The 12,930-nt window shown below is 34.2% G+C and carries 12 protein-coding genes; 8 read left to right on the forward strand and 4 right to left on the reverse strand.

The annotated features are described in order from the left end of the window. Positions 1 to 205 precede the first annotated feature (205 nt). From FOL89_RS11100 to FOL89_RS11115, 4 genes are read left to right on the forward strand one after another with little or no spacing between them, the layout of a single operon-like run. Positions 206 to 2,089 carry a DNA topoisomerase IV subunit B gene (locus tag FOL89_RS11100; RefSeq protein ID WP_144282871.1) on the forward strand — a complete coding sequence of 628 codons (1,884 nt, stop codon included), beginning with the start codon at positions 206 to 208 and terminating at the stop codon, positions 2,087 to 2,089. 22 nt (positions 2,090 to 2,111) lie between these two features. After that, on the forward strand, positions 2,112 to 2,594 hold the full coding sequence (locus FOL89_RS11105; protein WP_144282872.1) for a hypothetical protein: 483 nt from the start codon (positions 2,112 to 2,114) through the stop codon (positions 2,592 to 2,594). A gap of 3 nt (positions 2,595 to 2,597) precedes the next feature. Beyond that, entirely contained in the window at positions 2,598 to 5,183 is a 2,586-nt protein-coding gene (locus FOL89_RS11110) for a DNA gyrase/topoisomerase IV subunit A (RefSeq protein WP_394344717.1), read from the forward strand. A gap of 3 nt (positions 5,184 to 5,186) precedes the next feature. Further along, the gene (locus tag FOL89_RS11115) at positions 5,187 to 5,840 is read left to right on the forward strand and encodes a rhomboid family intramembrane serine protease (protein WP_144282873.1); all 654 of its coding nucleotides are present in this window, start codon (positions 5,187 to 5,189) and stop codon (positions 5,838 to 5,840) included. A gap of 40 nt (positions 5,841 to 5,880) precedes the next feature. On the opposite strand, the gene FOL89_RS11120 is transcribed toward FOL89_RS11115, so the two are convergent. After that, entirely contained in the window at positions 5,881 to 6,318 is a 438-nt protein-coding gene (locus FOL89_RS11120; RefSeq protein WP_144282874.1) for a hypothetical protein, read from the reverse strand. 283 nt (positions 6,319 to 6,601) lie between these two features. After that, complete coding sequence (locus FOL89_RS11125; RefSeq protein WP_144282875.1) at positions 6,602 to 7,012, reverse strand: acyl-CoA thioesterase; 411 nt, start codon at positions 7,010 to 7,012, stop codon at positions 6,602 to 6,604. A 136-nt stretch (positions 7,013 to 7,148) separates the two neighbouring features. Between FOL89_RS11125 and dnaA the strand changes: the two genes are divergently transcribed. The 4 genes from dnaA (at position 7,149) to FOL89_RS11145 (ending at position 10,329) form a co-directional block, all read left to right on the forward strand. Beyond that, the gene (gene dnaA, locus FOL89_RS11130; RefSeq protein WP_144282876.1) at positions 7,149 to 8,603 is read left to right on the forward strand and encodes a chromosomal replication initiator protein DnaA; all 1,455 of its coding nucleotides are present in this window, start codon (positions 7,149 to 7,151) and stop codon (positions 8,601 to 8,603) included. Positions 8,604 to 8,698: 95 nt separating this feature from the next. Continuing rightward, positions 8,699 to 9,154: a low molecular weight protein-tyrosine-phosphatase gene (locus FOL89_RS11135; RefSeq protein ID WP_144282877.1), complete on the forward strand. Its 456-nt coding sequence runs from the start codon at positions 8,699 to 8,701 to the stop codon at positions 9,152 to 9,154. A gap of 26 nt (positions 9,155 to 9,180) precedes the next feature. Beyond that, the gene (locus FOL89_RS11140) at positions 9,181 to 9,879 is read left to right on the forward strand and encodes an SAM-dependent methyltransferase (protein WP_144282878.1); all 699 of its coding nucleotides are present in this window, start codon (positions 9,181 to 9,183) and stop codon (positions 9,877 to 9,879) included. 72 nt (positions 9,880 to 9,951) lie between these two features. Next, positions 9,952 to 10,329 (forward strand): hypothetical protein, encoded by a 378-nt coding sequence (locus FOL89_RS11145; protein ID WP_144282879.1) that lies wholly within the window; start codon positions 9,952 to 9,954, stop codon positions 10,327 to 10,329. Between the two features lie 68 nt (positions 10,330 to 10,397). On the opposite strand, the gene FOL89_RS11150 is transcribed toward FOL89_RS11145, so the two are convergent. Both FOL89_RS11150 and FOL89_RS11155 read right to left on the reverse strand, forming a co-directional pair. Then, positions 10,398 to 11,753, reverse strand: coding sequence for a metallophosphoesterase (locus FOL89_RS11150; protein ID WP_228444900.1), 1,356 nt, complete (start codon positions 11,751 to 11,753; stop codon positions 10,398 to 10,400). A 75-nt stretch (positions 11,754 to 11,828) separates the two neighbouring features. Continuing rightward, positions 11,829 to 12,896 (reverse strand): 3-oxoacyl-ACP synthase III family protein, encoded by a 1,068-nt coding sequence (locus FOL89_RS11155; RefSeq protein ID WP_144282880.1) that lies wholly within the window; start codon positions 12,894 to 12,896, stop codon positions 11,829 to 11,831. Between the last annotated feature and the right edge of the window lie 34 nt (positions 12,897 to 12,930).

Raw genomic sequence — 12,930 nt, forward strand, 5'->3', positions numbered from 1 at the left:
TTCTTTCCAAAGAAACCGTCACTCAACTTGAAAAAGGTAAATGACGGTCAACTATTTTTAAACTTTGCTTAAACCGAACTCAGGTTAATATATTCTTCGGCTTTTTATTGAATTGAAGAGAAATAAATACAATCATAAATTATGTGTCTAATTGCTGTGTTTTTTTGTTAAATTTTGTATTTTTGTCTGTTTACTGAATTTATATATGTCACAAGATTTACAGCCCAACTATTCCGAAGAAAATATCAGAACCCTGGATTGGCAGGAACACATCCGTTTGCGTCCCGGTATGTATATTGGGAAGCTTGGTGACGGATCTTCTGCTGATGATGGGATCTATATTTTGCTGAAAGAAATTCTGGATAATTCAATTGATGAGTTCAGAATGAAAGCAGGAAAAAGAATTGAGATCAAAGTAGATGAAGGAAAAGTCCTGATTCGTGATTTTGGTCGGGGTATTCCGTTGGGAAAAGTTGTAGATGCGGTTTCAAAAATGAATACCGGAGGTAAATATGACAGTAAAGCTTTCAAAAAATCGGTTGGTCTGAATGGAGTGGGTACAAAAGCCGTGAATGCCTTGTCAGATTATTTTCGTGTACGATCTTTCCGGGACGGAAAAATGAAAGTTGCGGAATTTTCCCGAGGTTTAATTACGGAAGAATTTCCGGAAAAAGAAACTTCAGACAGAAACGGAACCGAAATCTCTTTTACTCCGGATGCGGAAATTTTTCTTCATTACAAATTTAGAAAAGAGTATATCGAAAGAATGCTCCGCAATTATGCATACCTGAATCCAGGACTGAAAATTATTTTTAACGGGGAAACTTTTTTCTCAGAAAACGGTCTTAAAGACTTGCTTGATGAGGAACTTGAGAATGAGACGCTTTATCCGATTATTCATTTGAAAGACAATGATATTGAGGTAGCGATTACCCATACCGATAAATCTCAGACGGAAACTTATTTTTCTTTCGTTAACGGACAAAATACTACACAGGGAGGAACTCATCTGAATGCGTTCCGTGAAGCTTTCGTAAAAACAATACGAGAATTTTTCAACAAAAATTTTGATGCTTCGGATGTAAGAAAATCAATTGTTGCTGCCGTTTCTATTAATGTTGAAGAGCCCGTTTTTGAATCTCAGACCAAAACCAAACTTGGCTCAAATGATATCGGACCAAATGGTCCAACGGTTCGTACTTTTATCATTGATTTTCTTAAAAACAAATTAGATAATTTTTTACATAAAAATCCTGAAATTGCAGAAGCAATTCAGAGAAAAATTTTAATTTCTGAAAGAGAAAGAAAAGAGCTTTCCGGAATTCAGAAATTAGCAAGAGAAAGAGCCAAAAAAGTTTCGCTGCACAATAAAAAACTTCGCGACTGCAGACAGCATTACAATGACCAGAAAGCAGAAAGAAAAGCAGAAACGCAAATATTTATCACCGAGGGAGATTCTGCTTCAGGATCTATTACAAAATCGAGAGACGTGGAAACCCAGGCTGTATTTTCACTAAAAGGGAAACCGCTGAACTGTTATGGCTTAACCAAAAAAGTGGTGTACGAAAACGAAGAGTTCAACTTGCTTCAGGCTGCTTTGAATATTGAAGAAAGTCTTGAAGATCTGCGCTACAATCAGGTAATTATAGCCACTGATGCCGATGTGGACGGCATGCACATCAGACTTTTGATGATTACATTCTTCCTTCAGTTTTTTCCTGATGTAATTAAAAACGGACATTTATACATCCTTCAGACACCATTGTTCAGGGTTAGAAATAAAAAAGAAACAAGATATTGCTACACAGAGCAGGAAAGAATAAAAGCGTTAAATGAATTAGGCAAAAACCCTGAAATCACACGGTTCAAAGGTTTGGGAGAAATTTCCCCTGATGAATTTAAACATTTTATCGGAAAAGATATTCGTCTTGAGCCGGTAGTAATCGGGAAAGATCAGACCATTGAGCAGCTTCTTGAATTTTATATGGGTAAAAACACTCCGGATAGGCAGGTTTTTATTCTTGAAAATCTGGTGGTAGAAGATCCTGATATTGATAAAAAGGAAATTTTGAATGAAATAGAAATTTAGAAAGCATAAAAACACAAATAGAATGAGGCTTAGCAACAAAAAGAAAGTACCTGTTTATAATTTTTTCAATACATTATTATTAATATTATTTTCAGCGGGAATTATCGGCTTCATTTTCAATGAGCTGAAATTTGATATTTTAGGAAATATAAGTTACGCATTGATTGCACTACCGCTGTCATTGTTGATTATTTTCCATCTCGTGGGACGCCAGATTTTTGAATATGACAGTGACGGTGAGGCTTTACACTTTAAAAATAGAAATATCGTTCCGTTTATACATAAACAATTGAGTGATGAGTTTCCCAAATATAAACTGATAAAATTTGAGATTGTTGTTATATTTTTCATTAAGCGGTTGTATGTTACGGTATCAAGTAAAAATAGTGGCAGTACGACTTTAAAATATGAAATTTCATATTTAACCAGAAAAGAAATAAGTGATTTAAAAGTTTCTCTCAACAAAGTGGTGAAAGCCAATGAGGAGAAAAGACATCAAGAATAGATAATGATAGAAGAAAACGCTCACGAAGGCGAAAGCTTAAAAAAAGTTTCAGGACTGTATAAAGACTGGTTTCTGGATTATGCATCTTACGTAATTTTAGACAGGGCAATTCCATCTGTTTATGATGGTTTTAAGCCTGTTCAGCGAAGAATCATGCATTCTATGCGGGAACTGGAGGATGGTCGTTATAACAAAGTTGCCAATATTGTAGGGAATACAATGAAGTATCATCCTCATGGTGATGCTTCTATTACGGATGCGATGGTAGGAATCGGGCAGAGAGAACTTCTGATTGATACTCAGGGAAACTGGGGAAATATATATACAGGAGATTCTGCCGCAGCTGCAAGATATATTGAAGCCAGACTTACTCCTTTTGCGTTGGAAGTAGTTTTTAATCCTAAAACAACCATTTGGTCTAAATCTTATGACGGAAGAAACAATGAGCCTGTAGATTTACCCGTAAAGTTTCCTTTGCTGTTGGCACAAGGTGTTGAGGGAATCGGAGTCGGTCTTTCCACAAAAATTCTGCCGCATAACTTTAACGAACTGATCAATGCTTCAGTAGCTTACCTGAAAGGAAAGAAATTTGAGGTTTTCCCGGATTTTCTCACAGCCGGTTATCTTGATGTTTCTGAATATAACGACGGCGCAAGAGGCGGAAAAGTAAGAGCAAGAGCCAGAATTTCTCAGGTTGACAAGCATACTTTAATGATTACGGAGCTTCCTTTTTCCAAAAATACCGGCGATCTCATAGATTCTATTCTGAAAGCCAATGAAAAAGGTAAAATTAAGATCAAAAAAATCGAAGATAATACTTCGGATAAGGTAGAAATCCTTATTCATCTTCATAATGATGTTTCGCCAGACAAAACAATTGATGCTTTATATGCATTTACAGATTGTCAGGTTACCATTTCGCCGAATGCATGTGTGATTGTAGGTGATAAACCTATGTTTATGAGTGTGTCTGAAATTCTTAAAATGAATACAGATCACACAGTTTCTTTGTTGAAAAAAGAACTTGAGATAGAACTTCACGAGCTTCAGGAAAACTGGCATTTTTCATCTCTGGAAAGAATTTTTATTGAAAACAGAATTTATCACGACATTGAAGAAGTAAAAAGCTGGGAAGACGTTCTCAAAACAATTGAAGAAGGTCTTAAGCCACATACAGCTCACCTTTTAAGAGAAGTAACACAGGAAGATATTCTGCGATTGACGGAAATCAGAATCAAAAGAATTTCCAGATTTGATTTGGATAAATTTAAAGAGAATATTGCAGCTTTAGAAGGCAAAATTGATCAGGTAAGATTTAATCTGGCAAATTTAGTGGCTTATGCAATAGATTATTATACAAATATTCAGAAAAAATACGGTAAAGGAAAAGAGAGAAAAACTGAGCTTAGAATTTTTGATACCATTGATGCCACAAAAGTAGCGGTTGCTAATGAGAAATTCTACGCCAATTTCGAGGAAGGTTTTATCGGAACCTCACTTAAAAAAGACAAATATCTTTTTGACTGTTCGGATATTGACGATATTATTACTTTCAGAAAAGACGGAAGTATGAAAGTAGTAAAAGTTGAAGCCAAAACTTTTATCGGAAAAGATATTCAACATGTGGCAATCTGGAAGAAAAATGATAAAAGAACTGTGTATAATATGATCTATCGTGAAGGCAGGGAAGGACCGTATTATATGAAAAGATTTTCTGTAACAGGTGTTACTAGAAATACAGATTACCCTTTGGCTTCAGACAAAAAAGGTTCTGAAATGCTGTATTTTTCAGCAAATCCGAATGGTGAAGCTGAGGTTGTTACTGTTCTTCTGAAACCTAACCCGCGAATCAGAAAAAATAAAATGGAAATTGATTTTTCGGAACTGGCAATCAAAGGTCGTGATTCTAAAGGAAATCTGGTAACCAAATATTCTATAAAAAAAGTTGATCTGAAAGAAGAAGGTGTTTCTACTTTGGCTCCACGAAAGATTTGGTTTGACGATACGGTACGAAGGCTGAATGCTGATACAAGAGGAAGTTTTCTTGGGAATTTCAAAGGAGATGATAAAATTCTTACCATTAATTCTCAGGGAGAAGCCAAACTGGTTACCTTTGATCTCGGCAATCGTTTTGATGATGAATATATAGTGCTGGAAAAGTGGAAGCCGCAGCAAGCTATTACCTGTATTTATTATGACGGTGAGAAAGATATTTATTTTATCAAACGCTTTTTACTGGAAAACACAACGAGTGTTCAGACTTTTATGCCATCTGAACATCCAAAATCTTTTATAGAACGAATTATTGTATCTGATAATGCAACCGCAGAAATTATTTTTGCAAAAGATAAAGGAAAAGAGCGTGAGCCGGAAACGGTGAATATCGACGAATTTATTTCTGTAAAAGGAATAAGAGCTATTGGAAATCAATTCACCAAATTTAAAGTAAAAAATATTAATATTACTATTCCTGAACCGGTAGAGGAGGAGCCGGAAATATATGAAGAACCTGATTTCGGATCTTCGTCAGATGATGAAGGCGGAACAATCGGAGACTTGTTTGAAACGGGTAGTAATCAAGAAAACTAAAAAATGAATATTATTATATTAATTATTGCAATCACAGCTGTTATAACATTCATGGTTCCCAATGGGAGCAGTAATTTTGAGAAATATAAGTTTAATGTAGGCGCAATTATGTATAGAAAAGAGTATGTAAGGTTGCTTTCATCAGGTTTTTTACATGCAGATTTTATGCATCTTTTGTTTAACATGATGACGTTGTATTTTTTCGGACCTGTGATCTTACAGGGTTTTGGAAGCTTAGGATTTATCTTGATTTATTTTGGAGCGATACTTTTGGGTAATGTTTTTTCTTTGTTTATTTATCAGAAACAATCATGGTATTCGGCAATTGGAGCGAGTGGCGGTGTTTCTGGAGTTTTATTTTCTGCAATTGCATTGGCTCCTCAAATAGGAATTTATTTTTTCTTTATACCCATTCCTATTCCTGGTTTTATCTTTGGATTGTTATATTTTAGTTATTCAGTTTATATGATGCTCAATCCTCGAATGAATGATAATATCGGTCATGCAGCCCATCTTGGAGGAGCTTTTTTTGGATTGCTGTATGCAATTATCATTCAGCCAGAAAGTGCAATTCAGAATTCGTTATTTATAGGAATCATGTCTCTTCCGCTGATTTATTTAGCTTACGAAATATTTATAAAGAAAAGAATCGGTTAGTTTTCTAACCGATTCTTTTTATTGTAGATTTTTTTCTGAATTATTTTCTAACAGTAGTAATCACTAAAACTTTTTTGCCGTTGATCATATCTACTTTTGTAGAAGCAATCATATCTGCAAAAATCATCGTATTGGTGTCTTTAAATTCATAGCCTTCAATGATTACAGGTGTACTTTCCGGAATACCGTGTTGCGAATTGTACATAGCAAGAGACATCATGTCCAGAGTTCCCATATCTTTTTTAAATTTTACTTCAGCCAAACCATTGTCGGCTAAATAATCAAATTTTTTCAAACTTTGAGGAATGTTTGCTTTTGTTTTAAACACATTAACGCTTTGTACGTATTCTTTGTGTGCATCAAACATGGCAACCGTACCTACCGCATTATTGGAAATAGCAAATTTTACATTAGAGTTTTTTTGTGCAAAAACTGTAGCAGATGCACAAATGAGGATAGAATATAGAATTTTTTTCATAGTAAATAAATAACTGTTAAAAACTTGATAAATATAGTTATTTTTTGCAAAATGTCATCAAAAAAAATGAATAATTTAAAAATAACAAAAAAATAGCCTGTTTTATTGATATTTAATCATATCCATGTTTCTTCTTTTTCTCTTTCTCAATGAGTGTTTTCACCAGATTCTTAAAATGCTGAATAGAAATTCAATACAATAAGTCAGAATATTGTAAGGTGGTGATACGATTTATTGGTTATATATCATAAACGCAAAGTTCTACAATAGTAATTCACACTAATCACTCTTTCCAGTTCTTTTCAATGAGCTTCATAAGAAAGTCGGGGCATTTGATGATTTTGCTGTTTTCGGCATTCAGAAAGAAAAGGGTAGTAGATGCTTCCGTAATTTTTATTTTTTCCTCATTGTAAATTTCATATTCAAATTCGATCCTTACTCCCGGAATTTTTTTCAAATAGGTATGAATTTCCAATTTCTGATCGTATAATGCTGGTTTTAAATACTTAATTTTGTAATCTGAAACCGGAAGCCAGATTCCCTGTTTTTCAATTTCATCATAGGAGATTCCTATGGTTCGGAAAAGCTCTACCCGCCCAAGTTCGAAGTAAGTTGCATAGTTTCCGTAATATACATATTTCATAGGGTCTGTTTCTGCGTAACGCACTCGTAGTGAGTGTATTGAGTGTATCATCTTAAGCCTTTAATTATTCATACAAATATATTTTTAAATAATCAATATGAGAAATATTTTTTTTTGAAAATAAAAAATTAGACCTTTGTCTTCCTTCTAAAAACAAATAATCATAGTATAAATCAGGGCATAAAATATGGATGAAAATTTAATGATGGTTTGGCAGAAATGCCTTCAGTTTATGCGGGATAATCTTAACGCAGCCGAAGACAATTCTGATCTTAAAAAGCTTGAAAAATCGTTTGATTTACTGTTCGACAAAGTTCAGCCGATTTCATTGGTTGAAAATAATCTTACGTTGATGGTTCCGAGCGATTTCTATAAAGAATATATTGAAGATAATTATCTGTCATTGCTTTCTGCTGCCCTGAAGAAAAACATTGGCAAAGGAGTGAAACTTTGGTATTCTGTAATGGAAAACAAACCGACAGGTCAGGAAAAGCCTGTCACTATGAATATGAAGGGGAAATCTGTTCCTACGCCAAAGGTTCAGGAGACCATGCCTCAAGGTTTTTCGTCAAATATTGTCAATCCTTTTGTCGTTCCGGGAATCAAAAAAGTAAATATTGATTCTAATCTGAAAGCTGATTTTTCTTTTGATAATTATGTGGAAGGTGAGAGTAACAAATTTGCAGCTACCGTGGCAAGATCAATTGCAAAAAGACCTGGAGCAACAGCTTTCAATCCATTGTTTTTATATGGAGGCTATGGAGTAGGGAAAACCCACTTAGGTCAGGCTGTAGGACTGGAAGTAAAAAGTCAGTTTCCGGACAAGGTGGTGCTTTATCTTTCTTCAGAGAAATTTATACAGCAGTTTATTTCAGCAGCAAAAGCTCATAAGCAGACAGAGTTTGCCAACTTTTATCAGATGGTAGATGTTTTGATTATTGATGATATTCAGTTTCTTTCGGGGAAATCTGCAACACAGGATAGTTTCTTCCACATTTTTGATTATCTCCACCAGAACGGCAAACAGATTATTCTTACATCAGATAAGGCTCCTGTTGACATTATGGATATTCAGGACAGAATTGTTTCCCGATTCAAATGGGGACTTTCTGCGGAAATAAAATCTCCGGATCTTGAAACAAGAAAGAAAATTATCGAAGATAAACTGAGCCGTGACGGAATTGTGCTTACGGAAGATATGCTGGATTTTCTTGCTTCGGAAGCTAAGACCAATGTAAGAGAACTGATCGGCGTTATCAATTCTGTGATTGCGTATTCTACTATTTACAAATCTGACCTTAGTTTAGAACTTTTAAAGGAAACGATTAATAAAATTGCTGCCAATCAGAAGAAAATTATCAATATTCCTTACATTCAGGAAGTGGTTTGTGATTATTTCGGAATTAAGAGAGAGCAACTATTATCCAAAACGAGAAAACGAGAAATCGCTCTTCCAAGACAATTGGCAATGTATTTTGCAAAAGAATTTACCAATGCAACATTCACCAAAATTGGTGAAGAAATGGGAGGTAAAGATCATTCTACTGTAATGTATGCCTGTGAAACCATTAAAGACGTTTCTAAAATTGATAAAGAAGTCAAAAAATACGTAAAAGAGCTTACTGAAAAGATAAAAAGCTGATTGTTTTTACAAAATATAAAAAATGGAGGATAGGCTTATTCTCCATTTTTTATTTAGTTTTGTGTTTCAATTATTTATTAATAAATTTTTTTTCGATGAAAATTTTAATGGTCTGCCTTGGGAATATATGCAGAAGTCCGCTTGCCGAGGGAATTTTGAAGTCTAAACTTCCTGATACTTTTGAAGTGCACTCCGCAGGAACAATCAATATGCATGAAGGAAGTAATCCAGATAAAAGATCTGTTGAAATCGCCTCTAAGAACGGCATTGATATTTCAACCCAATGTTCAAGACCTATTCAGCCGGATGATTTGGATTATTACGATAAAATCTATTGTATGGATAAAAAAAATCTTCAGGATGTGCTTTCTATGGTAAAAAATGAAGAGCAGAAAAATAAAGTCAGTTTATTAATGGATGGCTTAAACCTGAAACAATATCCTGATGAAGTTCCTGATCCCTATTGGAGCGAAGCAGAAGGTTTTGAAAAGGTTTTTAATCAGATTGACGAAGCCTGTGAAATCATCTCGAAAAAACTCTCATACTCTTAGTCTTAATATTATCCTACGTTTAAATTATGTTATTTCTAATTCCCGCATATCTTTCAGAAAATACCTCTGTCAATCATTTTGCACCGGTCATCAAAGAATATATCATGCAGACCGATTACTTTTTCGTGGAAAATGAAAAAACAGCGAGGAAAGTAGTTAAATTTTTTGCTCCCGAAAAAAAACAGGCAGATCTCAAGCTTTTTCTTTTAGATAAATACACAGAAAATGCAGATATTAAAGAAGCACAACAGCTGATGTTGCAAGGGCAGGATTTCGGACTGCTTTCAGAAGCCGGACTTCCGTGTATTGCAGATCCTGGAAATTTGATGGTAAAATGGTGTCATGAGAAAAATATCAGGGTAATTCCTATTTCAGGACCTTCGTCTATTATTTTAGCATTGATATCCAGTGGATTTAACGGACAAGAATTCACTTTTAATGGCTATCTTCCTATTGATAAAGGTGAAAAGAAAAAACAGATTCTCCACTTGGAAAATTCCGTTCAGAAGACGGGTTATTCACAGATTTTTATGGAAACTCCTTATCGTAACAATCAACTTTTGGAAGATTTGGTCAGATTTCTTTCACCCAATATGAAACTTTGTATCGCATCTAACATTAATGATCCGGAAAATGAATTTATTAAAACAAAGACCATTAAAGAGTGGCAAAGACATAAGCCAGAACTCCACAAAATCCCCACTGTTTTTGTAATAGGGAAATAATTTAACAGCCATTAACAATGAATTTGCATCATTATTGTCTTCTATCTTTCATAACCAAAAAAATAAAATATTATGTCAGAAAAAAGATTAGCAGGAATTTGGATGGATAGCCACAAAGCTACAGTTGTAAAAAATCACGATGCACAATGTGCTTTTAAGTTCTTTTTGTGCAGCCCCGTTGAAGCAATTATCCAGCATGGTAATTCAAGCGAGAATGCTGCAAATAATGCAGAACAGACTAATAAAGCTAAATTTTTTAAAGAGATTGAACACCTTCTTATAAATTCAGAAGAAGTATATATTACCGGACCGGGAAATATTCAGGAAGAATTTAAGCATTATTTGCATGATACCGCACAATTCAAGAATTTGAATATAACACTAGATACAGCTCAGCAAATGTCAGATGAAGAGGTTTTGGAAACTGTGAAAAGTCATTTCAATGCTTAAATAAGTTAAAAAAATTAAAAAATCCAGATCTCTCAAGAAGGTCTGGATTTTTTAATTTTTATATACTTTTAAGATAATTCCAATAAAGTGATTTCGGGTAAAACACCCACTCTTCCGGGATAACCCAAGACTCCGAAACCTCTGTTCACATATAGCAGTTTGCCTTCGCTTTCGTACAAATCTGCCCATTTCGGATAGCGATATTGTACAGGAGACCATTTTATATTTTTTAAATCTAAACCAAACTGCATCCCATGAGTATGTCCCGAAAGTGTTAAATGGATGTCTACAGGATGTTTTTTTACGACAAAATCAAAATGCGTAGGATCGTGACTCATTAATATTTTGGCGGCTTCAACAGGAATATTTTCTAAAGCTTCTTCAAGTTTCCCAAATTGTGGGAATGGTTTTAATCCCCAGTTTTCAACACCCAAAATATAAAGCTTTTCGCCATTTTTATCAATGATTCTATGTTCATTTCGCAGCATATCAAATCCTGCCTCTTTCTGGTAATCAATAAGGGTCTGAAGGTTGTTTTTCTTTTCGTCAAGAGATTTCCAGGTAACGTAATCGCCATAATCATGATTTCCCAAAACAGAAAACTTACCGTCTTTCGCCGCAATTTTTGAAAATAGCTCAATAAAAGGTTTAAATTCTTCAGCAACATTATTTACCATATCTCCTGTAAATAAAACAAGATCAGGCTTCTGCTCGTTGATTAAATCAATCGCATGTTTCAGTTTATCCGGGTCTGAAAAACTTCCGCTGTGAACATCCGAAATCTGGATGATTTTATAACCTTTAAAACTTTTTGGAAGATTTGCGATTTTTACTCTTACTTTTCGCACCTTGTGGCGGTATTTTCCAAATAAGGCTCCATCAATAAATAATAGTGAAAGTATCGATGCAGAAGATAATGTTATTAAAGAAATAAATTTTCGACGCTCAGGTAAGTATGGTCTTTCATTTACAAACAATTCTTTACGATAATATAAACCTAGGATTACCAGAAGTATAAAGGTAATTGTAGATTTGTTTTTTACAGATATTGGTGCAAAAAAAAGAAATAATAAATAGACAAATAAAAATCCTAACTGTAATATTGAAATATTATCATTAGTAATATTTCTGTAAAATTCGACTGGAATTCTATAAACATCTTCAAAAAATAAACCTATGATGATCAGTATTTTTGGTATTATAAATACCAGAAACAAAATACTGATAATATGCGCTCTCGTTGCATCGCGGTCGCTTCTCTGGAAATTCAGAATTTCATAAGTGAAAAGTCCATAAACCATGAGGTAGAGGAGAATATAGCTCCATCTAATCCATGAATGATCGGTTAATGTTCTGATTGCCTGATAAACGTAGATTTCCAGAAGAATAAAAATTCCGGTAATAATCAAAAAGTTTTTTTGCATACAATAAATTCTATAAAAAAGCACAAAAGAAAAATTTCCTTTGTGCCGATTTATTTTTTATTAATAAATAATATTCTAAGGAAATTTATAAACGATAGCATTAATGTTCATCCCTGCACCTACAGAAGCCATTACAATGTTACCTTTTTCTTTAAACGAATGACCATCCATTTTACCTTTAATTATCAAATCAAACATGGTAGGAATAGTTGCAACCGAAGAATTACCAAACTCCTGAATCGTCATTGGAGAAATAGAATGATCATAGTTTTTTATATCATAAAGCTTATGAAGTCTTTCGATCATTGCGTAATCCATTTTTGCATTAGCCTGATGAATAAGAATTTTATCAATATCAGTAATAGAAAGCTGTGCGTCATCAATAGTTTCCTTTATCGCAGGCGGAACGTTTTTCAGAGCGTACTCATAAATTTTTCTTCCCATCATTCTGATATATACTCTTCCGTCATTGAAATCTTTATTCAAAGAACATCCGTTTCTGAGATAATCAAGCTCCGGACCATTGTCACAGATCGTATTATGGGTGATAATTCCTACATTTTCCTGTTCCGTAGCCTGTACAACAACAGCGCCTGCTCCGTCTGCAAAAATCATTTTGTTTCGGTCATAGGGATCTGTCACACGGCTTAATGTTTCGGAGCCAACCACCAAAATTGTTTTTGCCGCTTTTGCTTTGATTAGCTGATCTGCCAATATCATAGATTCAACCCATCCCGGACAACCGAAAATCATATCATAAGTGATGCATTTTCTGTTTTTTATTCCTAAATGATTTTTTACTCTTGCTGCCATATTAGGCATAAAGTTAGTTGCCCCACTTACACTTACTTCCCCAAAGTTGCTTGCATAAATGATATAATCCAAATCTTCACCATCAATATTTGCATCTTCCAAAGCTATTTTAGAGGCTTCATATCCGATTTTTGAATTAGAAAGGTCATCTTCTATAAATCTTCTGTTTTCTATTTCCGTAATTTCTACAAATTTCGAAATGGTTTCTTCTACAGGCTTGTCAATCTTCAGCCCGTCTTCTGTATAGAACTCAGAATCTAAGAAAAAATCTCTCCCGATAATGCTGTTTGGAAGATAAGATCCGGAACCTATAATGATTGTATTCGGCATTCGTTTGTATAATTTTTTAAAGATGCAAAGTTAA

It is taken from the genome of Chryseobacterium echinoideorum, assembly GCF_007474535.1.
GTDB lineage: Bacteria > Bacteroidota > Bacteroidia > Flavobacteriales > Weeksellaceae > Chryseobacterium > Chryseobacterium echinoideorum.